At 70.3% G+C, this 23670-nt stretch carries 22 protein-coding genes; 13 read left to right on the plus strand and 9 right to left on the minus strand.

Features of this window, described 5'->3' with window-relative positions; genetic code table 11:
* Positions 1-4 precede the first annotated feature (4 nt).
* The 3 genes from ACZ4WS_RS29680 to ACZ4WS_RS29690 are packed head-to-tail and all read left to right on the plus strand — an operon-like array spanning position 5 to position 3467.
* Positions 5-1681, plus strand: coding sequence for an NAD(P)/FAD-dependent oxidoreductase (locus ACZ4WS_RS29680; protein ID WP_467985200.1), 1677 nt, complete (start codon positions 5-7; stop codon positions 1679-1681).
* Positions 1678-3120 carry an ATP-binding protein gene (locus ACZ4WS_RS29685; RefSeq protein ID WP_467985202.1) on the plus strand — a complete coding sequence of 481 codons (1443 nt, stop codon included), beginning with the start codon at positions 1678-1680 and terminating at the stop codon, positions 3118-3120. Before ACZ4WS_RS29680 ends, ACZ4WS_RS29685 begins: the two co-directional genes overlap by 4 nt.
* Positions 3117-3467, plus strand: coding sequence for a UBP-type zinc finger domain-containing protein (locus ACZ4WS_RS29690; protein WP_467985204.1), 351 nt, complete (start codon positions 3117-3119; stop codon positions 3465-3467). The genes ACZ4WS_RS29685 and ACZ4WS_RS29690 overlap by 4 nt, the downstream gene beginning before the upstream one ends.
* A 61-nt stretch (positions 3468-3528) precedes the next feature.
* Here the strand turns inward: ACZ4WS_RS29690 and ACZ4WS_RS29695 are convergent, their stop codons facing one another.
* Complete coding sequence (locus ACZ4WS_RS29695; RefSeq protein WP_467985206.1) at positions 3529-4020, minus strand: VOC family protein; 492 nt, start codon at positions 4018-4020, stop codon at positions 3529-3531.
* Positions 4021-4096: 76 nt separating this feature from the next.
* On the minus strand, positions 4097-4675 hold the full coding sequence (locus ACZ4WS_RS29700; RefSeq protein ID WP_467985208.1) for a hypothetical protein: 579 nt from the start codon (positions 4673-4675) through the stop codon (positions 4097-4099).
* Between the two features lie 331 nt (positions 4676-5006).
* On the opposite strand from ACZ4WS_RS29700, the gene ACZ4WS_RS29705 reads away from it, so the two are divergent.
* Positions 5007-5222, plus strand: a complete 216-nt coding sequence (locus ACZ4WS_RS29705; protein WP_467985210.1) for a hypothetical protein — start codon at positions 5007-5009, stop codon at positions 5220-5222.
* Between the two features lie 103 nt (positions 5223-5325).
* Entirely contained in the window at positions 5326-5691 is a 366-nt protein-coding gene (locus ACZ4WS_RS29710; RefSeq protein WP_467985212.1) for a hypothetical protein, read from the plus strand.
* A gap of 91 nt (positions 5692-5782) precedes the next feature.
* Here the strand turns inward: ACZ4WS_RS29710 and ACZ4WS_RS29715 are convergent, their stop codons facing one another.
* Positions 5783-6250 carry a hypothetical protein gene (locus ACZ4WS_RS29715; protein WP_467985214.1) on the minus strand — a complete coding sequence of 156 codons (468 nt, stop codon included), beginning with the start codon at positions 6248-6250 and terminating at the stop codon, positions 5783-5785.
* Between the two features lie 255 nt (positions 6251-6505).
* Here ACZ4WS_RS29715 and ACZ4WS_RS29720 point away from each other — a divergent pair, with 255 nt between their 5' ends.
* Positions 6506-7363, plus strand: a complete 858-nt coding sequence (locus ACZ4WS_RS29720) for a PP2C family protein-serine/threonine phosphatase (RefSeq protein WP_467985216.1) — start codon at positions 6506-6508, stop codon at positions 7361-7363.
* Positions 7364-7420: 57 nt separating this feature from the next.
* Here ACZ4WS_RS29720 and ACZ4WS_RS29725 read toward each other — a convergent pair whose 3' ends face one another.
* Positions 7421-8896: a serine hydrolase domain-containing protein gene (locus ACZ4WS_RS29725; RefSeq protein ID WP_467985218.1), complete on the minus strand. Its 1476-nt coding sequence runs from the start codon at positions 8894-8896 to the stop codon at positions 7421-7423.
* Between the two features lie 233 nt (positions 8897-9129).
* Between ACZ4WS_RS29725 and ACZ4WS_RS29730 the strand changes: the two genes are divergently transcribed.
* Together ACZ4WS_RS29730 and ACZ4WS_RS29735 are read left to right on the plus strand one after the other, a co-directional pair.
* On the plus strand, positions 9130-10347 hold the full coding sequence (locus tag ACZ4WS_RS29730; protein WP_467985220.1) for a 4-hydroxybenzoate 3-monooxygenase: 1218 nt from the start codon (positions 9130-9132) through the stop codon (positions 10345-10347).
* 169 nt (positions 10348-10516) lie between these two features.
* Positions 10517-12130 carry a serine/threonine-protein kinase gene (locus ACZ4WS_RS29735; RefSeq protein ID WP_467985222.1) on the plus strand — a complete coding sequence of 538 codons (1614 nt, stop codon included), beginning with the start codon at positions 10517-10519 and terminating at the stop codon, positions 12128-12130.
* Positions 12131-12472: 342 nt separating this feature from the next.
* On the opposite strand, the gene tgmB is transcribed toward ACZ4WS_RS29735, so the two are convergent.
* A complete protein-coding gene (gene tgmB / locus ACZ4WS_RS29740) occupies positions 12473-13429 on the minus strand; it encodes an ATP-grasp ribosomal peptide maturase (protein WP_467985224.1) in 957 nt (318 codons plus the stop codon).
* A 15-nt stretch (positions 13430-13444) separates the two neighbouring features.
* Positions 13445-13636: a putative ATP-grasp-modified RiPP gene (gene tgmA / locus ACZ4WS_RS29745; protein WP_467985225.1), complete on the minus strand. Its 192-nt coding sequence runs from the start codon at positions 13634-13636 to the stop codon at positions 13445-13447.
* A gap of 254 nt (positions 13637-13890) precedes the next feature.
* Between tgmA and ACZ4WS_RS29750 the strand changes: the two genes are divergently transcribed.
* Positions 13891-14919 carry a hypothetical protein gene (locus tag ACZ4WS_RS29750; protein ID WP_467985227.1) on the plus strand — a complete coding sequence of 343 codons (1029 nt, stop codon included), beginning with the start codon at positions 13891-13893 and terminating at the stop codon, positions 14917-14919.
* Between the two features lie 156 nt (positions 14920-15075).
* Here the strand turns inward: ACZ4WS_RS29750 and ACZ4WS_RS29755 are convergent, their stop codons facing one another.
* Positions 15076-16224 carry an FAD-dependent oxidoreductase gene (locus ACZ4WS_RS29755; RefSeq protein WP_467985229.1) on the minus strand — a complete coding sequence of 383 codons (1149 nt, stop codon included), beginning with the start codon at positions 16222-16224 and terminating at the stop codon, positions 15076-15078.
* An 82-nt stretch (positions 16225-16306) separates the two neighbouring features.
* Positions 16307-16972, minus strand: coding sequence for a TetR/AcrR family transcriptional regulator (locus ACZ4WS_RS29760; protein WP_467985231.1), 666 nt, complete (start codon positions 16970-16972; stop codon positions 16307-16309).
* Between the two features lie 242 nt (positions 16973-17214).
* Between ACZ4WS_RS29760 and ACZ4WS_RS29765 the strand changes: the two genes are divergently transcribed.
* Together ACZ4WS_RS29765 and ACZ4WS_RS29770 are read left to right on the plus strand one after the other, a co-directional pair.
* Complete coding sequence (locus ACZ4WS_RS29765) at positions 17215-17922, plus strand: DUF2238 domain-containing protein (protein ID WP_467985233.1); 708 nt, start codon at positions 17215-17217, stop codon at positions 17920-17922.
* Positions 17923-18124: 202 nt separating this feature from the next.
* The gene (locus ACZ4WS_RS29770) at positions 18125-19039 is read left to right on the plus strand and encodes a phosphotransferase (protein WP_467985235.1); all 915 of its coding nucleotides are present in this window, start codon (positions 18125-18127) and stop codon (positions 19037-19039) included.
* A gap of 2 nt (positions 19040-19041) precedes the next feature.
* On the opposite strand, the gene ACZ4WS_RS29775 is transcribed toward ACZ4WS_RS29770, so the two are convergent.
* Entirely contained in the window at positions 19042-20025 is a 984-nt protein-coding gene (locus ACZ4WS_RS29775) for an aldo/keto reductase (RefSeq protein WP_467985238.1), read from the minus strand.
* A gap of 254 nt (positions 20026-20279) precedes the next feature.
* On the opposite strand from ACZ4WS_RS29775, the gene ACZ4WS_RS29780 reads away from it, so the two are divergent.
* Entirely contained in the window at positions 20280-22007 is a 1728-nt protein-coding gene (locus ACZ4WS_RS29780; protein WP_467985240.1) for a cholesterol oxidase substrate-binding domain-containing protein, read from the plus strand.
* A 232-nt stretch (positions 22008-22239) separates the two neighbouring features.
* A complete protein-coding gene (locus ACZ4WS_RS29785) occupies positions 22240-23625 on the plus strand; it encodes a ricin-type beta-trefoil lectin domain protein (RefSeq protein WP_467985242.1) in 1386 nt (461 codons plus the stop codon).
* The last annotated feature ends 45 nt before the right edge of the window (positions 23626-23670 follow it).

The following is a 23670-nucleotide window of genomic DNA, read 5'->3' on the forward strand; positions in this document are numbered from 1 at the left end:
ACGTATGGCACAGACCGCCGGTCCGGCGCGGACCGTCATTCTGACCGTGGATGACGATCCCGGGGTCTCGCGCGCCGTGGCCCGCGACCTCAGGCGCCGCTACGGCGAGGCGCACCGCATCGTGCGCGCCGAGTCCGGGGAGACCGCGCTGGAGGCGCTGCGGGAGCTGAAACTGCGCGGCGACCAGGTGGCGGTGATCCTGGCCGACTACCGGATGCCGCAGATGAACGGCATCGAGTTCCTGGAGCAGGCGCTCGACGTCTATCCGGGCGCGCGGCGGGTGCTGCTGACCGCGTACGCGGACACGAACGCGGCGATCGACGCGATCAACGTGATCGATCTGGACCACTATCTGCTCAAGCCGTGGGACCCGCCCGAGGAGAAGCTCTACCCGGTCCTGGACGATCTCCTGGACGCATGGCGGGCCAGCGACTTCCGGCCCGTGCCGACCTGCAAGGTGGTCGGGCACCGGTGGTCGGCGCGTTCCTCGGACGTGCGCGAGTTCCTGGCCCGCAACCAGGTGCCGTACCGCTGGTACTCGTCCGACACCCCGGAGGGGCAACGGCTGCTCGCCGCGGCCGGTCAGGACGGGGAGCGGCTGCCCCTCGTGATCACGACGGACGGTACGCCGCTGGTGGAGCCCGAGGACCCGGATCTGGCGGCCCATGTGGGGCTGGCCACGACACCGACGGCGGAGTTCTACGACCTCGTCGTCATCGGCGGCGGTCCCGCCGGGCTCGGAGCCGCTGTGTACGGCGCGTCCGAGGGGTTGCGGACCGTGCTCGTGGAGCGGTCGGCCACCGGCGGGCAGGCGGGGCAGAGCTCACGGATCGAGAACTATCTCGGCTTCCCCGACGGTGTGTCCGGGGCGCAGCTCACCGACCGGGCACGGCGCCAGGCGGCGAAGTTCGGTGCCGAGATCCTGACCGCGCGCGAGGTGACCGGCCTCGAGGTCACGGGGGCGTCGCGCACCATCCGGTTCTCGGACGGCTCCGTGATCGCCGCGCACTCCGTGATCCTGGCGACCGGGGTGTCGTACCGGCAGCTGGAGGCGCCCGGTGTGGAGGGTCTGACGGGGTGCGGGGTCTTCTACGGTTCGGCGCTGACCGAGGCAGCCGCATGCCAGGGCCATGACGTGTACATCGTGGGCGGGGCGAACTCGGCCGGGCAGGCCGCCATGTTCCTCGCGCGGGGCGCCAAGTCCGTCACCATCCTCGTACGCGGCTCCTCGCTGTCCGCATCGATGTCGCACTACCTGATCCAGCAGATCGACGAGGCGCCCAACATCTCGGTGCGCACCGGCACGGTCGTCGAGGCCGCGCACGGCTCGGACCACCTGGAGCAGCTCACCCTGCGCGATGTGACGAGCGGGCACACCGAACTCGTCGACGCGCAGTGGATGTTCGTGTTCATCGGCGCGGCCCCGCTCACCGACTGGCTGGAGGGGACCGTGCTCAGGGACGCGCGTGGATTCATCGTGGCCGGGCCCGACATGACCGTGGACGGGCAGCCGCCCGCGGACTGGGAGCTGGACCGGCCGCCGTACCACCTGGAGACCAATATTCCCGGCGTGTTCGTGGCCGGGGACGCGCGCGCCGAGTCCGCGAAGCGCGTCGCGTCCGCGGTCGGAGAGGGAGCCATGGCCGTCATGCTCGTCCACCGTTATCTGGAGCAGTCGTGAGCGGGCAGCCGATGCCGTGCAGCGTGGCGGAGCTCGGGACGCTGTTCCTGTTCGAGAAGCTGAGCGCGGAGCAGCTGGACCGGTTGTGCCAAGAAGGCCGGGTGGAGCATTTCGACCCCGGGCCCGTCTATGCCGAGGGCGATCCGGCCACCTGCTTCTACGTGCTCCTCGAAGGCACCGTCGTGATGTCACGCCGGGTCGGCGTCGACGACGTGGAGATCAGCCGCACCTCCCAGCGCGGGGTGTATGCGGGCGCCATGCAGGCGTATCTGGCCGAACAGGACAAGGCGTTTTACAAGGGCTCGATGCGGGTCACCGAGCCCTCGCGGTTCTTCATCCTGCCCGCCGAGATGTTCGCGGCGATCCTGCGGGACTGGTTCCCCATGGCCGTCCATCTGCTGGAGGGGATGTTCTTCGGCAGTCAGAACACCCAGCGGACCATCGGTCAGCGCGAGCGGCTGCTGGCGCTGGGCTCGCTGTCCGCCGGACTGACTCATGAGCTGAACAACCCGGCCGCGGCGGCGGTTCGGGCCACTTCCACGCTGCGGGACCGGGTGGCCCATATGCGGCACAAGCTCGGTGTGATCGCATCGGGCTCGTACGCGCGCGACACTCTGGCGTCGCTCGTCGAGATCCAGGAGCGCACCGCCGAACAGGTCGCCAAGGCCACGCCGCTCAGCCCGCTCGAAGCTTCCGACCGGGAGGACGCCCTCGCCGACTGGCTCGACGACCACGACATCGCGGGCGGCTGGCAGCTCGCGCCGACGTTCGTGCAGGCGGGCCTGGACACCGACTGGCTGGACCAGGTCGCGGCAGCCGTGGACGAGCAGACACTCGAAGGCGCGATCCGGTGGCTGAACTACACCGTGGAGACCGAACTCCTCATGAACGAGATCGAGGACTCCACAAGCCGTATCTCGCACCTCGTGGACGCGGCCAAGCAGTACTCGCAGCTCGACCGGGCGCCCTACCAGGTCGCCGATGTGCACGAACTGCTGGACAGCACACTGATGATGCTCTCCGGGAAGATGGGCTCCGGCATCAAGGTCGTCAAGGAGTACGACCGTACGCTGCCGAGGATCCCCGCCTATCCGGGCGAGTTGAACCAGGTGTGGACCAACCTCATCGACAACGCCGTCTCGGCGATGGGCGGTGAGGGAACGCTGACGGTGCGCAGCGTGCTCGACGGGGACCAGTTGCTCGTCGAGTTCCGGGACACCGGAGCCGGGGTGCCCGCGGAGATCCGCGACCGCATCTTCGACCCCTTCTTCACCACCAAACCGGTCGGCGAGGGCACCGGACTCGGCCTGGACATCTCCTGGCGGATCGTCGTCAACAAGCACCACGGGAGCCTCCAGGTGCAGTCCGTGCCCGGCGACACCCGCTTCCAGGTACGTCTTCCGCTGACCGCCACGGACACCACCGAGGAGCCGTCATGACCACGACGACCGGAATCGACCCCGCCGTTCCTCCGAGCGGCACCGGCTGCACCGAATGCGACGCCGCCGGCGGCTGGTGGTTCCATCTGCGGCGCTGCGCCCAGTGCGGTCACATCGGCTGTTGCGACGACTCACCGGCCAAGCACGCCACCGCCCACGCGCAGAGCACCGGGCATCCCTTCATCCGCAGCTTCGAACCGGGCGAGAGCTGGTTCTGGAACTACGACACGTCCGAGTTGTACGAGTCGGGTCCCGACCTCGCTCCCCCGCTGAGCCATCCGGCCGACCAGCCCACGCCCGGACCCGCCGGACGCGTTCCCGCGAACTGGGCCGAGACACTGCGCTGAGAGGACCGCGGGCGTCACCCGGGCTTCGCGCTTCGGTCCGCGCCGAGCGGCGACCGCGCCGTCAGCGCACCGACATGCCGTACATCTCCCCGAGCGGTTCGGCGAGCAGCTCGACGCGTGCGCCGTCGGGGTCGCGGAAGTAGAGCGACGTTCCGCTCTCCTCCTGGTACTCGATTCCGGCGGCGGTCAGACGTTCGCGCAGCAGCCGCCAGGTGGCGGAGTCGACCGAGATGGCCAGGTGGTGCAGCCCGCCAAGTACCTCGGTGTACGGGCCGAGGTCGAGGCCGGGGAAGTCGAAGAAGGCAAGCATGTTGCCGTTGCCGAGATCGAAGAAGAAGTGGGTCGAGCCCTTGTAGTCGCGGTTCTCGATCATTTCCGTGAGGGGAAACCCCAGGACGTCCTGATAGAACCGTACGGTCCGCTCGACGTCCGAGGAGAGCAGCGCCACATGGTGCACACCGCGTGCGGAACTCGCGGGTCGCTCCTGGGTCAGATACGCGTCCCGGATCCGCTGACGCTCCGCCTCGATCGCTGCCAGGTCCACCGAGTCCATAGGGGCTCCTCAGGTACGGAAGAACAGACCAACTTGGTCCCAAGTTGAACCACTTTCTTCTCACTCTAGACCTCGTTCAGGACAACGGCTTCTCCTGGTTCGTGGACAGTCGCAGGCCGTCACGGCCGCGCGTGGGCCACTGTCCGGGCTCGACGAGGTGGAACAGGGTCGCGGTGACGGCGGCCAGGCCGGTCCAGCCCGTCTGGTGGCTCGCGCCGATGCCCGCGCCGTTGTCCCCGTGGAAGTACTCGTAGAACAGCGGCAGGTTCTGCCAGTGCGGGTCCGTCTGGGACTTAGGCTGCGCCCCGTGCACCGGACGGCGGCCGGTGTCGTCGGCGAGGAAGGTGCCGGTGAGCGCGGCGACCGAGCGGAAGGGCGACACGATCAGCACGATCCCGCCCAGGAGGGTGAGGATTCCGACGACCGTCTGCCGGCCACGGGTCGGGAGATCCTCGGCCGAGATCGCCGCCGCCGTCACCATGAATCCGTGGATCAGCCAGCCGAAGCCGATCCAGAGCGCCAGCGTGACCACTCCCATGGCCACCTCCCGCTGCCACGCGGTGCGGGCGACGAGGCCCAGCCCGCCCGGGTACGAAGCGTCGTCGGGTTCCTGCCGGCCCGCCGGTACGGGATGCGGTGCGTCGGAGGCACTCATGGGCTTCCGCCTCTCCGAGGGAACACGCCGAGTTCACAAGCCCGGTGAAACTCCCTCAGCATCCCGCCTCGGCGCTCATCTGCCCATCGTTCGGCCGGCGACAGCCATCTCTTGTTCTCCGGTGTTCTCCGCGGCGAGGACGTCACTCATTCGACGGGAGCCCAGGGGGAATCCAGGGGGCGGTTCAGCCAGATCCGGTACGGCCACATCGCGAACCGCCGCCGCGCCTGACCGGTGAATGAATACTCACTCGTCGGGGAGGCGATGCAGCCCTGGCCGCGGGGTTTCTCGTCCGGATGCGGGTTGCCGCGCTCAGGACGATGCTGGAGACATGTCCGGACGGGCTCCTATGGTCGTGCATCCACCGCTGGGCACCGGCGGTCGGCGGGTGACCGCGCGCGGAGAAAGCCTCGGCGTCGCGTTCTCGGACGAGGACCTGCTCGAGTTCCTGGGCCGGGCAGGCCTGCCGGATGCCGAGGACCTCCTCGATGACCCGGCCTGGGTGAAGTGGCGTGGGGGCCAGGCACACTCCTACGAGGCCGCGTAGGAGGCGGATCCCGCGTTGCTCCGAACGGGGGGTGCGCTCACTCACTTCGGTGGGCCGCGGTACGAGCGCGTACCGCCGGCGTGCACACGGACGTTGCCCCGACATGGACAGCACTCACACAGCGCTACGACGCGTGCCGACACACATGTGCACCAACCGCCCCTACGCCGAGCTGACCGACGGCTACCGGAGCTATCCGCCGATCTACGCTCAGCTCGTCACGGAGTGGCGGGCGAAGGGCCACCCGGTTCCCGACCGTCGCGACGTCGGCGAGGTGCTGTGGGCTTCCTTCGCGGCTCCGGCACCGGAGAGCGGAGGACTGTGGCCCGCCGAGTCCTGGGCGGAGGACCGGTGCGAACGGCCGGCTCGGCGTGCGGCCACCGAGCCGGAGCGGGAGCGGGACATGCCGGACGACGCGGTCAAGCCGGTGCCCGCGGTTCCCGTTCCCCGGGGTCTTACCAGGCGGTGATCCCTCAGCGCAGGCACGGTGACTGCACCGCTGGTGATCCCCTCGGCGCAGGCACGGTGACAGGTGACACCCCGTGCTCCGAGTCGCGACGCTACTCCTCGTGGAGGGGTGCCAGCACGGCGAGCGTCCCGTTGGCCTGCCGCAGCGCCAGCTCCAGGGTGAGGGCCGGGTGCAGGGCACCCGTGCCGTCGGGAGGGATTATCCATTCCAGGGATCCCGCGGAGCGGTACGGCGGCGGTACGGCGATCCACGAGCCCTTGCCGAGGTGGCGCAGCCCGGACCCCACCCAGCGGCTGGCCGGATCGTGCGGCAGGAAGAAGGCCACGCGGCGGGCCGCGCAGTCCACCAGCGTGGGACCCGGTACCTGAATCGGGTCGCACCACAGGATGTCCAGGGCGAGCAGGCCCAGGTGTTCGGGAACGCTCAGCACGTCCCAGAACCTCCCTGCCTCCAGGAGCACACTCCCGCTCCCCTGATCCCACTCCCGTTTGCATGCCCGGGGGTCTGTAGCGGCCGCGGCGAGCCACTCCACCCCTTGCATCCACATCGCGTTCGTCATGGCCCACTCCGGGGATATTCCGCTCCTCTGGTCAGGCGCGGAGGAAGACTCAGCCGACTGCGGGCCTGCGGCTGCACATCAGGCCCTCGGCATATGCATGTTGGTAGATATTTCTATGCGGCGGAAGGGGTGGCGCGGTCTGGCGTTTTCTGTCGGATCGTTCAGGGCCTCCCGCACCGGAGTCGGACCGAAGCGGGCAGTTGCCGCCACCGACGCTCAGGGTCGGGTGCTCGTGCCAGACGGGATCATGTGTTCATGGCCGAAATCGCTGACTGTGTGGTGTGTGGCGGAACGGTCGCCCCCGATGGCTACTGCTGGCACTGCGGTGAGGCTCAGCCGGGCTTTCGCGCGCATGTGGAGATCACGGCGGAGGACGGTGCGGCGGGGGTGAGCGACCGCGGCAGGCGGCGCGGAGTCAATGCGGACGCCATGGCGGTGGCCGTGACCGGCGCCTGGACGGTCGGTGTCGTCTGCGACGGCGTGTCCATGTCGCCCCGGGCGGAGCGGGCCGCGCAGGTCGCGGCCGAGGTCGGGGTGGCCACGCTGGTGGCACGGCTCCGGGGGGACGCCCTGCCGGAGGTAGCGCTCACGGACGCCGTAGTCCGGGCCGCTCGCGCGGTCGGCGCCCTGGCGGCGTCGCTTGACGCCGCACCGGCCTGCACCTACGTCGCGGGCATCGCCGGCCCGGAGGGCCTCTGGAGCGCCGGGATCGGCGACAGTCGCGCCTACTGGCTGCCGGACGAAGGGCCCGGGATGGCGCTGAGCGAGGACGACACGGGCGAGCTCGGCGTCCTCGCCGCATGGCTCGGAGCGGACGCGGGCGCGCCGGCGCCGCGGCTGCGCAGCTTCCGGCCCGCGGTGCCGGGCCGGTTGTTGCTGTGCACCGACGGGCTGTGGCGCCATCTGGCCGATGCCGAGGCACTGCGGGGCGCGCTCGCCCCTCGCCGACCCGCGGCCCCGGCCGCCGGCGGACTTCTGGAGGACGCGCGGTCCCTGGTCGCCTACGCGCTGCGAGCGGGCGGGCCCGACAACATCACGGCGCTGCTCATCCCCGTCGCGGCGCGCGTGCCCGCCGCGACGGAGACCGGCGCCCCTCACGGCGGCGGTGATTGAGCCTCACAGAGGCGATTGGCGTCTCGGACAATTAAGCCTCAGGCAGGCGCTTGCGCCTCAGACAGCGGAACGGGCAGGCTGCGAAGACGGCTGGCTCCGGTCGCGGCGCGGAGCCTGGAGCGAGCGCAGTGGACCGCCGTGCAGCGGGGTCGTGTGCCATCGCGCCGTGAAGGTGCGGTCCGGGAGCGAGCAGGTCACCGTCAGGCGGTGCGGGGTCTCCAGAAACAGCACGTCGACGCGCAGCGTGTCCTGGTCGGTCCACCCTCCGCTCACCGCCGTGGGGAGCGAGCCCGAGTCGACGGTCCAACCAGATGCGCCGAGCCGCACGTCGACTGGCCCGTCGCTCTCGCGGAGCGACACGGTCCAGCCCTGTGCCCCGGCCGCGACCACGACTCCCGTCAAGGACCGCTGATCCGCGCAGACGCCGCCCTCCGGGAGGAACTCGGCGCCCGCCCAGCCCGCGCCCCGCGCCGGTGGCTCGGAGTCCGCCTCGACCGGTGGCAGCGCGAGCCGCGCGAGACGTCGCCGCAGCCCGTCGTCCTCCCCGCCGGGCAGCGGGGCGGTCCCGAACGCGGGCAACAGGTGCTGCCACACCAGGTTCAGGAAGTCCTGCATCTGCTCGGTCGCCGCGGTCACCGCGATCACCGCGTCGTGCTCCGGCAGTACGAGACAGAACTGCCCGTACGCCCCGTCGCCGCGATACCCGTGCCGGGACATCCAGAACTGGAACCCGTACCCCTGCTGCCAGTCCGACCGCGCCCCCTCGGCCGTACCGTCGGCGTTGGAGATGTGGGCACGCGTGGCCTCCGCGATCCACGACGACGGGAGCAGCCGCCGCCCCTCCCACACACCGTCCTGCAGGTACAGCTGGCCGAGCCGGGCTATCGCGTCGGTCGCGGCGTGCAGACCGCTGAAGCCGAGGTCGCGGCCGGCCGGGCGCTGCAGCCAGGCGACCTCCCCGATGCCCAGGGGATCGAGCAGCCGGGGCCGCAGATACTCGGTCATCGTCTGGCCGGTCACGCGCTGGACGATCGAGGCGAGCGTGTAGGTGGCGGGCTGGTTGTACGCGAACACGGTGCCGGGGTCGCGGTCCGGCGGGATCAGCAGGAAGCCGCGTACGGTCTCCTTCCGGTCGAGCCGGGACGCCTCGGCGTAGGTCTCGGCGAGGTGACCGCTGGCCATGGACGCGACATGCCGTACGAGCATGGCCCGGCTGCGCGGGTCGGTGATGTCGGCCTCGAACTCGGGGAAGTACGAGATCACCGGGTCGTCGAGGCGCAGTAGCCCCTCGGCGGCGGCGAGCCCGGCGGCCGTGGACGTGAAGCTCTTGCTCAGCGAGTAGAGCAGGTGGAGGCGCTCGGGTGCGTACGGCGCCCACCAGCCGGAGGCCACGACGTGACCGTGGCGCAGGATCATCAGGCTGTGCGGTTCGATGTCCGGCGCGGCCTCGACGGCGTCGAGGAACGCGTGTATGCCTGAGGCGTCGACGCCCTGTTCGGCGGGCGTGCTGACGGGCAGTGGACGGACGCTCATGCGGACGGCCTCCGGGCGGCTCGGGGGGCAGTGGCGGTGACGGGGCGGGCGGACACTGTGTGCATGCGCCATCCTTCCCGTGCGGCTCTCGCCTGTCCACGAGCTACCTGCTGATGCGCGCACCCCCGAAGCCCAACAGCCGTGCTGCGCAGCCCCGTAGACGCCGCGGCCCGAACTGCGCGCACACCACAGGCGGATGTCGACCATTGACGGGTCACCGCCATAATGATCAGATGGTCACCCCCTCCCCCACCCCCACCCCTGTGCAGCGCGTCCCGGTCGTCATCGTCGGCGCCGGGCCGGCGGGTCTCACCATCGGCAACATCCTGCGCGCCGCGTCCGTCGACTGCGTGGTCCTGGAGACCGAGAGTCGCGAGTTCATCGAACAGCGGCCCCGGGCGGGGTTCATCGAGGAGTGGGCGGTGCGCGCGCTGCGGCAGCGGGGGCTGGCCGACCGGCTCGTGGAGCGGGCGCAGTCGCACAGCGAGTGCGAGTTCCGGATCGGCGGCGAGCGTCACCGGTTCGAGTACGCCGCGCTGACCGGCGATCGTCACTTCGTCTATCCGCAGCCGCTGTTGGTGACCGATCTGGTGCGCGAGTACGCGGACGTGCGGGGCGGCGACATCCGTTTCGGCGTCACGGATGTGGCGCTGAGCGGCATCGACTCCGACCGGCCCTCGGTGTTGTACACGGACCCGGCGACGGGCGAGCGCCGGCGCATCGACTGCGAGATCATCGCGGGCTGCGACGGTGCGCGCGGCGTGACCCGCACCCATGTGTCACCGGATCGGGGCACCGTCGCCCGGTACGACTACGGAGTCGGCTGGCTGGCGCTGCTCGCCGAGGCGCCGCCGTCCTCCGACTGCGTCGTCTTCGGTGTCCACCCGCGCGGTTTGGGCGCCCACATGGCCCGCAGCCCCGAGATCACCCGCTACTACCTGGAGGTCCGGCCCGGCGAAGACCCGGAGAACTGGCCGCACGACCGGGTGTGGTCGGAGCTCCACACCCGGCTGTCGGCGACGGGGGCGCCACCGCTCACCGAGGGACGGCTGATCGAGAAGCGGGTGCTCGACATGCACAGCCATGTCGTGGAGCCGATGACGTACGGGCGGCTGTTCCTGGCGGGCGACTCGGCCCACCTCGTGGCGCCGATCGCCGCGAAGGGCATGAACCTCGCGCTGCACGACGCGCTGCTGCTGGCGGACGGGCTCGTGGCGTACTTCGGGACGGGCGAGGGCGACGGGCTGCGCGACTATTCGGCGGCCTGTCTGCGGCGCGTCTGGGAGTACCAGGAATTCTCGCAGTGGTTCGCGGAGTTGCTGCACGGGCCGTCGTCGGGCGACCCCTTCCGGGCCGGGTCCGCGGTCGCCCGGCTGCGGCGGATCCTGGGCTCGCCCGCGGCGGCGGCCACCTTCGCCGATTCGTACATCGGCAAGGACACCGGGTGGTGAACCGCCGGGGACTTTCCGGCTGACCGGCCTGATTTCTTCGCACGTGCGCCCGACACGAAAGAAATTCGGGAAAAGCAGGCCCTGGGAATCGTCCGCGTTTGAACACTCAACGTCACGCCCGCCGTACAACCGGGAAAGGTGAGTGCCCGGTGCGCAGCGAGGGATGACCATGGTCAAGGTGCAAGTCTCCACGGATGAGTTGGTCGCCGGAAGATACCGGCTCCTGGAGGTGGTCCACCGCGAAGAGGGGCGCGACGGCTGGCACGGTCAGGACATCGAGTTCAAGCGACCCGTCACCCTGACCCGGTCACGGCTGCCGGACCATCTGCGCGAGGAGCCGGCGCTCCGCACCGCCGTCCGGATCACGCGTGAGTCGGAGACCCTGGGGCTGGTCTGCCCAGGTCGGGTGGCCACCGTCGTCGACGTCGTCGAGGACGGTGACTTCCTGTGGACGGTCACCGAACGGGCCGAGGGCGTTCCCCTGAGTGCGCTCCTCGGGCACGGCCCCGTGAACTACGTCCGGGCGGCCCGCATCGGGCTCGGCATTCTCGACGTCCTGGGAGCCGCTCACGGCGAAGGGATCACACACGGCGACCTCAGCCCCGGGCAGGTGTGGGTACAGGAGCGGGGCGGAGTCACGGTGGGCGGATTCGGTCTGATGGGAGCTGCCGCGTCCCCACGGATCACGGCCCCGTCGTACGCCTCCCCCGAGCAGGCCCGTGGCGAGGGCGGCGGACCGGCCACGGATCTGTGGGCGCTCGGCGCGCTCATGTACGAGCTGGTCGAGGGCCGTCCGGCCATCCGGGACCGGGGACGGCTCGACGCCACGTTCCGTGCCGTGGAGCGGCTTCCCATCCGAGCCCCGCTGAGCGCGGGTCCGCTCGGTCCGGCCGTTCAAGGACTCCTGCGCCGGGATTCCGTGGAGCGGGTGCCCGAGTCGGTCGTACGGGAAGCACTCACGCGCATCCTCAGGGCGGAAGGCGAGGACGCGACGCCCACGGAGCCCCTGCCGCTCTTCCTGGACGCGGACTTCGGCCGCCCGCGCGCGGGGCGGCCCCGGGGCAGGCGGCCTGTCGGCCGACCGGTTGTGGTCGGCGGGGCGCTGGCCGTCACCCTCGTCTGCTTCGCGGCGCTCACCGCGGCGGGCGGGCTGTCCGACCGCGGCACTTCCGCGTCCGGCCCCGTGCCTTCGCGGGCTGCTTCGTCTTCCGGCGGCCCGTCCGCCTCCCCCATCGACCGCAGTGCTCCCCCGCAGCGGACACCTTCCGCCTCGGCCTCTCCTTCCCCGTCCTCCACCCTCGGAGAGGATCCGCCGTCCGGCTTCTACCACTACAACGCGCCCCAGGGCTTCTCCGTCGACCTCCCCCAGGACTGGGAGCCCCTCCGCACCAAGGCTTCCGCCGACCTGTCCTACCGCGTCACCTTCGGCGCGAGCGGTGACCTGCGCACCCTGGCCGTCACCTACAGCACGCAGCTCGGTTCGGACCCCGTCGAGGTCTGGCGCGCGGTGGACGCGTCCTTGCGGAGCGACTCCGGATACGAGCGTGTGGGTGACATCCGCGCCGTGTCCTATCGCGGCCGTGAGGGCGCCGACATGGAGTGGTTCTCCGTGTCGGGCGGGGTCCGTCAGCGTACGTTCGGGCGGGGCTTCCTCATCGGCGGCCACAAGGGTTTCTCCCTCAGATACACCACCCCGGCCAACGACTGGAACACCGCCGGCAACCGGCGGGCCCTGGACGTGTTCCTCAAGTCCTTCCAGGGAACTGCGGGCACGTCACAGTGATCCGGAGTCGCAGCAGCCGTCCCGCCGCATGAGCCGCCCGACTTCGAGCCAGTCCTCACTCGTCGCCGCGCCCGTGCCGTCCCGCAGCCGCCCGGCGTGCACCACGGTGTCCGCGGGGAGGGGTGTGCGCCGGTCCAGTGGGACGCGTACGGTGCGGGCGGCGCCGCCGTCGCGCCGATGGTGGCGGCCCCTGCGACCCCTGCCGCGGCGAGCAGTTGACGGCGGGAGAGAGGGAAAGCGGCGCTGCTCCAGTCACGTTCCATGACAGAGCACGCTTACGCATCTCAAAGCCCGTGAGCAACAGCGCCATTCACGCCAACGGGTACGCCGCGGCGCCGGGTGTCACCGTCGGCTCTCGGGTGTCCGGACGTCGGGTCTTCGCTGCGACAGCCACAGGGCGACCTCCTCGGCGATCGGCTGTCCGGTCTCCAGCTCGACGAAGCCGAACTGGCCTCCCTGGTTGCCCTCGAGGAACCACCAGACGCCCTCCCGGTCCTCGGCGAAGTCGAAGGCGGCGTACGCGAGTCCGGTGAAGGCCAGGTACTCGTGGACCGAGCGGGCGATGCGGTCGGGCACCGCGGTGGTCTCCCAGGCTTGACCGGTGTCGCCGAACCGGCCGTCGACCTGTCCGGGCACAGCCGCCTTCCGGGCGGCGAACAGCCGGGTGCCGATGCAGGTCAGCCGGATGTCGGCACGCTTGGGAATGTACTGCTGGAGCAGCGCGGGGCCGGCCGAGACACCGGAGAAGTCCGCGTCGGGTCCGATCAGCGTGGTCGGCAGGGCCACCGGCGGCTCGCCGGGCGGAGGCCCCGAGGCGGACTTCACCACGACCTGCCGGTACTCCTCGACGAACTGCTGAGCCACGCGCGGGGCGGTGGTGATGATGGTCGGCGGCACCGCGAAGCCGCTGCTGTGGGCGACCCGTAACTGCCAGGGCTTGTGCCGGGCCTGTTCGGCGCGGCGCGGGTGGTTCATCCATCGGGTCGAGGCGGAGTAGAGCATGCCGAACAGGGCCTGCCGGGTCTCGGCGGTCAGCCAGGGCGAGGGCTCGGCCGCGTGGGCCGCCGGCTCGCCCGGCCGGCGCACCCACACGGACCGCAGTCCTCCCATGCTGAGCACATGACCGTTGACCGACAGATAGCCGTCGAAGTCGCCGTGCGCGTAGTCCGCGGACAGCACCGCCTTGCCCGGCAGGTCGGCGGGGTCGAGGCGCACCATGGGCACGCCCCGTTCGTGCAGCTTGGCCACCACCATGTCGGCGGTGACGTCCTGTTCGGCCGTGAGAATGAGTACCGTCATGCGCGCGGGCGGCCGTCAGTCGTCGAAGTGCGTCTGCGAGCCGGCGGTGGACGTCGTGGTTCCGGTGGCCATCAGGAGCGCTCGATCGCTGACGGCCGGGCGGCCGTCGGGCAGCACGTTCAGTTGCAGGGACACATCGAAGTGGTACGGGGGTATTGCGGCCGACTGCCCTGTGGGCAGGGCGTAGTTGAGGGTGAACGGTCGCACGAATGATCCTCCCGCGGTCTCACGATGTTCTACGCCCACCCGTACGTGTCACGACCGTAAGGAATTCATCACTTTCCGCCACATCGGGGTGAAGAGCATCACATCGCGTCGTTTCTGGCTTGCTCGTTTCGGTTTTACTTGAGTGTCCGCTTGGTTCCGCTTCACTCGTGTGTCTGATTGATTTCGGCCAAACCTACGGCCAATGCTTCATCCTCCGTGATTATGAACGCCGCACCTGCCCAGGAGAGTTCCCGGTGACCGCAGCCATCGCCCCGTCCGAAGAATCCGCCGCGCGCGTCGCCGCGCCGGACCCCGTCACGCGGGACGCGCGTGACTTCGGGGCCTATGCGCGGACCGGCGGCTGGGCCTTCGCCCTGAAGGTGGCGCGCAGTGTGCGTCCCGGTGGGCAGTCGGCCGACGAGACGCCGAAGGTCTCCGCGAAGGAGTTCGCCGAGCTGGCAGGCTGCTCGCCCGAGCGCGTCATGCGCTACTACAAGGCGTGGGACAAGGCCGCCGACGACGGTCTCGTCCCGCACTTCGAAGTCCTGGTCCCCGGCGCGGACATCGAGCTTCCGGACGCCGAGGTGTGGCTGACGTACTACGTCTCCCGCTCCAGTGCCACCTCGGAGCGCGGCACCGCCATCGCCGAGGCCGCCGAGGCTGAGGGCATCCGCCCCACCAAGGCCCTGGAGGTCGCCGAGAACCCCACCGCGCTGCGGGCGGCGATCCTCGCCGACCCCTCGACGGCCCAGGCCGCACGCCACGCACTCCTCGACCGGCTGAAGGAAGACCCCGCTCTGCAGGCCGAGTTGGCCCGCGACATCGCCCGTACCGACGAGCTGAAGAAGGCGGTGGCCACCGAGACCAGGGCGGCCGACCGCATTGGCTACGTGCGTCAGATCGCGGAGAAGGGACAGATCAAGACCCCGGCGGGGCAGACACTGGACGCACCGGCCGAGCTCCGCTCCGAGGCCGAGCGGCACCTGTCCCTCCTCGACGAGCTGGACGAGGGCGAGGACTCGGGCGAGTGGGCGACCGAGGCGTACGACACGATGAAGAGCCTCGTCGTCGAGACCGTCGAGGCCGACCCCGAACTGCGCGTCCAGGAACGTCGGACGAAGTTCTACAGCAGCCTGCAGAAGGCCACGAAGGTGTTCGAGGAGCTGACCCTCGACGACGCCGACGACATCTACGAGGACGACATGGTGCAGCGTCTGGAGGATCTCCAGCAGGCGATCGGCTCCTGCATCGCGGCTCTTCGCGGGGCGGCTCCGCGGGAGTGAGCGACGCCCGGTGGCCTCGCGGGAGCGGTCCGGTCCGTTCGCCCGAAGGGTGTCGGGGTGGTGAAGGTGCGAGGTGGTAAAGGTGCGGGAGGGCGGGAGGCCCAAGTCGCCTCCGGTGAGCGCCCGTTGAGGCTCTTCCTTCGCCTCCCCCGTACGTCAGCCGGCCTCGGCGCGGTAACCCGCCATCAGGTCGACCAGACCCTGGGCGGCGCCCGGGCGGAAGCAGACCACGAGGTTCTCCGCGGACCCGGCCGCCGCGGCCTCGGCACGCGGGAAGAGTGCCTGTTCGTACTCGGACAGCGCCTTCTCGGTGTCGTCGGGGTGGGCGGCGAGGGCGGTCGCGAGCTCGGCGGCGTCGAGCATGGCGAGGTTGGCGCCCTCACCGGCGAATGGTGACATCAGGTGGGCGGCATCGCCGAGCAGGGTGACGCCCGGGGTGCGCTCCCAGCGGTGGCCGATGGGCAGACCGTGGATCTGCCGGGGGACCAGCGCGCCGTCCGCGTCGGCGATGAGCGACCGCAGGCGCTTGTCCCAGCCGTCGAAGTACTCCAGGAGACTCTCCTTGGCCGCTTCGGTGTCGGCGAAGTCGACGGCACCGGAGGTGACCCAGTCGGCGGCCGCCTTGAGGGCGATGTAGACGCGCAGCGAACCGTCAGGATCGCGGTGGGCGAGGAAGCCCTTCTCCTCGGCGAGCGCGAACAGCATGCCGCCGCCGACGACCGCGGCGCTTTCCGGGTGCCGGGTGTCGGCGTCGAGGAGGTGCACATCGACGAAGGAGATGCCCAGGTACTCCGGAGTGGCGTCCGAAACCAGCGGGCGCACCTTCGACCAGGCACCGTCGGCGCCGATCAGTACGTCGGTGGTGAACGTCTCCCCGTTCGCGAGCGTCACCTCGTGGCCGCCGCCGTCGAGCCTCCGGGTGCCGATGACTTTGGCGCCCCAGCGGATGGTGCCCTCGGGCAGGGAGCCGAGCAGGATGTCACGCAGGGCGCCCCGCGAGACCTCGGGCCGCCCGCCGCCCTCGCCGCCTTCCTCCATCAGGACGGTGGCGTCCTTGTCGAGGATGCGCATCGCCTCACCACCGGCGTGGATGATGGCGCGGAACTCCTCGTAGAGCCCGGCAGCTCGCAGCGCGGCCTGGCCGGATTCCTCGTGCATGTCCAGCATGCCGCCCTGGGCACGGGCGGTCGGTGAGGCGTCGAGGTCGAAGACGGCGGCCTGGACGCCGTTGAGGTGCAGTACGCGGGCGAGCGTCAGGCCGCCGAGACCGGCGCCGATCACGGCTATGGGGTGGTGTGTCGACATGGCTTGCTCTCCTTGCGGGGCGATGACGGGCGAGAAGGTGATGACGGACGAGGGGTGATGGACGGACGAGGGTTCATCACGATCAGGGCGCGTCGTTCGTGTCCGACGCGGGCATGTCCGGCCTGGGCGTTTGCAGGATGCCGTTGATCAGGACATGGAAGCCCCAGTTCACGCGGGCCTCGCCGGGTCCCGAGAGCAGCTCGGAGCCCAGAGCCGCGAGGTGCGGGTGCCGCTCTCCGGAAACGCCGCGCAGGGCGGCGGCGAGCGCGGCCCACTCGCCTTCGGCGTCCGCGGGATCCTTGTCCCCGGCAGCGTGTTCGGCGGCGGTCGCGGTGGCGAACTGCAGCAGCAGGTCGACCGCCCATGCCGCCCGCTCGTCGGGGATGCCACCGTCGCTCAGCAAGGACAGCAGTGCTTCCACCAGGTCCAGATAGTGCTCGCCGAACGGGCGGGCCACCAGCGCCGAGCGGGCGAGCCCGGGGTGCTCGAACAGCACGCCCATATACGAGTCCAGTACCCGAACGAGCCGGTCGCGCCAGTCGCCGCTCGCCCCGGCGGGGCTCAGGTCGACGGCGCCGAGCAGTTCGTCGAGCACGGCCGCGTGCAGCTCAGCCGTGTTGCGTACGTAGACGTAGAGCGAGGCCGGACCGGTGTCGAGCTCCTGCGCCAGACGGCGCATGGTGACCCGCTGGAGGCCTTCGGCCCGCATCAGGGCTACGGCGGTCTCGATGATGCCGTCCCTGGTCAAGGCCGGTTTCGCCGGTCGTTCGCGACGGCTGGAGCGTGGCGTGGGGTGGGGGCTGGGGTGCGCTGTCACCTCTCCAAGGTAACGAACATGTTCGCTACGAACAAGTACGTCACGAACATGTTCGTCGACTTTCAACGATCTCTCCTGGCGCCTGCCCGCACAGCCGCGAGGTGAGTAGCCGTACTCATGCCCTCCACCCGCGCTCCAGCACGATGGGCCCACCTGGACCAAGGAGCCCGCCCATGCCCGGACCGCTGCTCGCCTCGCTCACGCACCGACCGGTGTCCGACGAACGCGTCGCGCGCAGGACGCTGCCGACCGCACTCGTCGTGGTCGTGATCGCGGGCCTGGCCCTCTCCGCCTGGCATCCGCACGACCGGACGACCTGGCTGCTGGAGACCGTGTGGGTGCTGGTCGGTCTGCCGTTGGCCGTCCTGTACCGGCGGCGGTTTCCGCTCACGAATCTGCTGTACTGCCTGCTCGCGGCGCATGCGCTGGTGCTCGCCGTGGGAGGCCACTACACGTACGCGCAGGTGCCGTTGGGTGACTGGGTGCGGGACTGGCTCGGGCTCGACCGCAATCCCTACGACCGCTTCGGGCACCTCATGCAGGGCTTCGTGCCCGCCGTCCTGGTGCGGGAGTTGCTGAGCCGGACCTCACCGCTGCGCGGCAGTCGCTGGCTGGCGCCGCTGACCGTAAGCGCCTGTCTCGCCTTCAGCGCGGTCTTCGAAATGTTCGAGTGGGCGGCCGCGGTGATCGGCGGACACGCCGCGGACGACTTCCTGGCCACCCAGGGCGATGTGTGGGACACCCAGTGGGACATGTTCTGCGCGCTGATCGGAGCCACCGTCTCGGTGCTTGTCCTGAGCCGACTGCACGACCGCCAGCTCATGGCCCAGGCGGATGCCGCCGCACGCTCCGGTCCGGGACACTCCGACGGTGCGAGGTAAGCGTCGAAGCCCGGTGTGCGGGCGGCCGATTGACGTCGGCCTGAGGCGGCCGTGCGACGATGGGGATGTGCGGCGCCGGTTCCGGCCGACGTGGGCGGAGGGCGCGTCGGCTGAAGCGGCGCGCGCCGTGACCGGGCCTGCCGGGCCTCCCGAGCCGCCTCCCGAGCCGCCTCCCGCCCTGCCTCCCGGACTGCTGGCGTGGGTGGCTGAGACGACGGGCGGAGCGCGCGTCGAGCGGTGCACCGTACGGCCTCTGGCCGGTGGCACGGTCTCCGGCCTGGTGGAGCGCATCACGTTGTACTTGGCCGACGGCGGCGAGCACACGCGGGGCCTCCATGACGTCCGGGACGCCCAGGTTGTCCAGGTCGTGCGCAAGCGCGTCTTCCCGCACGAGACGGCCGGGCTGGCAGCGACTCAGGTGATCCGGCCCACCGCGACGGCCGTCCCGGAGTTGATCACCTGGGGCGAGGACGAGGAGGGGGCGTGGCTCATCAGCGCCTTCGTTTCGGGGGCGCCCCTGCCCGACCGGGACACGCCGGTCCCCGCTGGCCTCTTCGCTTCACTGGCCCGACTGCACGCCCACTTCCACTGCGCGGCGAACGTGCCGGCCGGTATACCGCGCGTGGACCCCGAGTGGTGGGAGCAGTTGTGCCACCACTGGGTCCTCCCCCAGGTCGGCCGACACGGCGGCCGCCATCCCGCCGGCACCATCGCCCGAGCCGGAGCACTGATCAGCCGGGCCGCCGTCCATCCCGCCGTACGGCGGACGCTCACCGGCCTGACGCCCACGTTGCTGCACGGTGACGTCCACCCCGGGAACGTGCTCATCGACGGTCAGCGCGCCTGGCTGATCGACTGGGGCAGTTGTCGGGTCGGCCCGGCCATGCTCGACCTGGCCAACCTGGTCTCCCTCGACTCCGACGGATTCGCCGTCTACCGCCGGACCTGGGAAGACGTGACCAAAAGCCCCTTGGACACCCGCTCAGCCGAACTCGGCTACCGGTGGGCCGCGGTGCAGATCCCGATCCAGTACCTGCCGTGGGTGATCGAGAACCTGACAGACGCCGAGGTCCGAGCCGCGCTGGACCGCGCCGAACGGGCGCTCGACGCGCTGTGAACTCACCAGCGCCCTTCCACCTGCTCCTTGATCCGCCGCTCGTAGAGGTCATCGATCGCGTCGAGCGTCTTTTGCGGCAGCTCGGGAAGCCGCGCGGCCGCCGCGTTGGCGCGGGCCTGCTCGGGTGAGCGGGCGCCCGGGATCACCGTGGTCACGCCGGGCTGCTGGACGATCCAGCGAAGGGCCAGCTGAGCCGGGGTGCAGCCGTCCGGGGCGAGGGCGGAGAACTCGGCCGCCGCCTCCACGCCCGTCACGAAGTCGACGCCGGAGAAGGTCTCGCCCTGGTCGAAGGACTCTCCGTGGCGGTTGAACGTCCGGTGGTCGTTCGCCGCGAAGACCGTGTCCTTCGTGTACTTGCCGGACAGCAGGCCGGAGGCCAGCGGAACACGGGCGATGATGCCGACGCCCGCCTCCTGGGCCGCCGGGAGCACCTGCCGCAGGGGCTTCATACGGAACGGGTTGAGGATGATCTGGACGCTCGCGACGTTTGGGCGGGCGATCGCCGTGAGCGCCTCGTCGCACGTTTCGACGCTCACTCCGTACGCGGCGATCCGCTCTTCCTCGACCAAGGTGTCGAGGGCGTCGAACACCTCGCCGGAGGAGTAGACCGGCGTCGGCGGGCAGTGCAGCTGCACCAGGTCGAGGCGGTCGACGCCGAGGTTGCGCCGGGAACGGTCGTTCCAGGCGCGGAAGTTGTCGAGGACGTAGTTCTCCGGGAGCTGGTCGACGCGGCGGCCCATCTTGGTCGCAACCCGTACATGCAGGTCCGGCCTGCTCCGCAGGAACGTGGCGATGGTCTCTTCGCTGCGTCCGTCGCCGTACACGTCGGCCGTGTCGAAGAAGGTCACCCCCGACTCGGCCGCCGCCTCCAGCACGGCCAGGGCGTCCCGGCCACTCACATCGCCCCAGTCGGCGCCCAACTGCCATGTGCCGAGACCGATGACCGAAGCCTGCTGACCTGACCTGCCGAATACGCGTTCGTCCATGCCGTCAGTCTGACACTTCCCGGCCCGCGCGCCGGACGCCACCCGCCGCGCCGTACCGGGTGCCGTCCGCAGCACCGTGCCGAGTGCCACCCGCCGCGCCGTTCCGGGTGCCGTACGAAGCCCGTCGTGGACGGCCGTCCGTCCGTCGTTTCTGTGCGTCCACAAAGAACAGCCTGTGCGGGTTTGTCACTCGTTAGAGTGAAGCGCTTCGACAGAACGGTGATTCGTGTAAACCTCCGCCTAGCGTGCACCGCGTGACTGACCATATAAGAAGTGAAGGGCGCCCGGCGTGGTCGCGCCGAGGATTCCTGCTGAGCGCCGCCTCGCTCGCAGCCGGATACCAGGTCGTGACTCCGGGACACGCCATGGCGGCCGATCTGCCCGGGTTCCCCGAGGGCGTCGACGTCTACCGGTCGGCGTACCGCAACTGGGTCGGAGACATCACCGCCGACGGACTGTGGGCCTGTGCGCCGCGCGACGCGGACCAGGTCGTCCAGGTGGTCAACTGGGCCCGGAAGCAGGGCTGGACGGTCCGCGCACGGGGCTGCTCCCACGGCTGGGCGCCCCTGACGATCCCCGCGGGAACCGAGACCGGCGCCCCGGTGTTGCTGATCGACACGGCCACCCGTCTGACCGGCCTGACGCTGGAGTCCACCGAGCCCGCCGCCGTACGAGCCGGTGCCGGCGTCACCCTCGAAACCCTCCTCGGTTTCCTGGAGGACCGCGGTCTCGGTCTCACCGCGACACCCGCGCCGGGCGATCTGACGCTCGGCGGCGCGCTGGCCATCGACGCGCACGGCACCGCCGTCCCGGCCGACGGCGAGACCCGTCTGCCCGGTCACACCTACGGCTCGCTCAGCAATCTCGTGCTGTCGCTGACAGCGGTGGTCTGGGACGCGGACAGTGACGCCTATGTGCTGCGCACCTACGAACGGGGCGACGCGGACGGCGCGGCCCTCCTCACCCATCTGGGCCGCGCCCTGATCACCGAGGTCGTGCTGCGCGTCGGCGCGAACACCAACCTGCGTTGCGTCAGCCGCGTCGACATCCCCGCCGCCGAGCTCTTCGCGGCGCCGGGCAGTGATGGGCGTACCTTCGCGAGCTTCCTCGACGAGTCCGGGCGGGCGGAGGCGATCTGGTTCGCGTTCACCGAGTTCCCCTGGCTGAAGGTATGGAGCGTCGCCCCCACCCAGCCGCTGACCTCGCGCCGCGTGACGTCGCCGTACAACTACCCCTTCTCGGACAACATCCCCACCGCCGTGGCCGATCTCGCCGGGCGGATCGTGTCCGATGCGGCCTGGTACCTGGCGCCGGCCCTGGGCACCGCGCAACTCACCGCGGCCACCCTGGGCCTGACCGCCACGCTGTCGGCGGACATCTGGGGACCGTCCAAGAACACGCTGCTCTACATCAAGCCCACCACCCTGCGGGTGACCGCCAACGGCTACGCCGTGCTGACCTCACGAGGCGAAGTGCAGCGTGTCGTCTCGGAGTTCACCACCTTCTTCCGCGAACGGCTGACCACCTACGCCGCCCACGGGCGCTACCCCGTCAACGGCCAGGTCGAGATCCGCGTGACCGGCCTCGACGACCCGTCCGACGCCGAATCGCCCGGCGCCCGCACCCCGCTGCTGTCCGCACTGCGCCCCCGAGCCGACCACCCCGAGTGGGACACGGCCGTCTGGCTGGACGTGCTCACCCTGCCCGGCACGCTCGACGCGGCAGCGTTCTACCGGGAGTTGGAGCGCTTCCTGCTCCAGACGTACGACGGCGGATACGCCCTCACCCGCGTCGAGTGGTCCAAGGGCTGGGGGTACACGGACGAGGCCGCATGGACCGACGAGGAGGTCCTGGGCACCGACGTGCCCGCCACCTTCGACGACGGTACGGGCCCCGACTGGGGAGCGACAGCCGCGATCCTGGACCGGCTCGACCCGCACCGGGTGTACGACAACACACTGCTCCGGAAGCTGTTCGCCTGAGCCGAGAACCAAGTGCCCAGCGCGCGGCACCACCGGATCACGCCTTCAACTCCTTGTGCCGGCGGAGCAATTGAAGGGTGTTACTGCTTCACGTCTTGACGTGTCTGGTTCAGACCTTTAGGTTCACCGATCACCAACGCTCCATGAATGCGCTCGACGTTCATGGACGTGAACACATGTGAACCCGTGTGAACCCCCCACCAGCCACCTGTGAAGGGCCGTGATCCCTCTGATGGCCAGACATTCCCTCGCGCGCTCCACCGCACTGCGCTCCACACTCACCACGGCATTACTCGCCCTGTCAGCCAGTGCTCTGAGCGCGGCGCCCGCCTCCGCCGCCACCGGCACGATCACCGGTCTCGCGGGCAAGTGCCTCGACGTGGCCGGAGCGAACTCCGCGAACGGTACGGCTGTACAGCTCTACGACTGCAACGGCACCGCCGCCCAGCAGTGGACGGTCGGCTCCGACGGGACGATACGCGCCCTCGGCAAGTGCCTTGACGTCACCGGCAATGCGACCGCCGACGGCGCGAATCTCCAGCTGTGGGACTGTAGCGGCGGCGCGAACCAGAAGTGGACGGTCACCTCGGCCCGCGACATCGTCAATCCGCAGGCCAACAAGTGCGCCGACGTCACGGGCAACACCTCGGCCAACGCCACACCCATACAGATCTGGACCTGCACAGGCGCCGCCAACCAGAAGTGGACCGCGCCCGCCGCCGACGGAGGCACGACCCCCTCCGCGCCGATGGCCGTAGCCCCGTACCTCTACAACGGCTGGGGCAGCCCGCCCAGCCCCACCACCGTCATGAACGCCACCGGCGTCAAGTGGTTCACGCTGGCCTTCGTGCTCAGCAACGGCTACTGCAACCCGCAGTGGGACGGCAGCCGCCCGCTGACCGGCGGCGTCGACCAGCAGACCGTCACCACCGTGCGGGCGAACGGCGGCGACATCATCCCCTCGTTCGGCGGTTACAGCGGCAACAAGCTGGAGAGCTCCTGCTCCAGCGCCGGGGAGCTGGCGGCGGCGTACCAGAAGGTCATCAGCGCCTACGGGCTCAAGGCCATCGACATCGACATCGAGGCCGACGCGTACAGCAACACGACGGTGCAGCAGCGCACCGTGGACGCACTCAAGACGATCAAGGCCAACAATCCGGGCATCAAGGTGTACGTCACCATCGGCACCGGGCAGAGCGGCCCCGACACGGGCCTCATCAACCGGGCCGCGGCGTCCGGGCTGACCGTGGACAGCTGGACGATCATGCCGTTCGACTTCGGTGGTGCGGGGCAGAACATGGGAACGCTCACCCAGCGGGCCGCGGAGGGTCTGAAGACGGCGCTCAAGAACGCGTACGGCTACAGCGACGACCAGGCGTACCGCGACATGGGCATCTCCTCCATGAACGGGATCACCGACAACAACGAGACCGTCACCACCGCCGATTTCCAGACCATCCTCGGCTACGCGCAGACGCACCACCTCGCGCGGCTGACGTTCTGGTCGGCCAACCGTGACCGTCCCTGCCCGGGCAGCTACCCGAACGACGACACCTGCTCGGGCGTGGCCCAGAGCAACTGGCAGTTCACCAGCATCTTCGCCCAGTACACCGGCTGACGGACGCTCTCCGCCCATTCACCCCCCATCACCGCAGGAGATATC

The sequence above is a fragment of the Streptomyces sp. NPDC029292 genome, assembly GCF_055569295.1.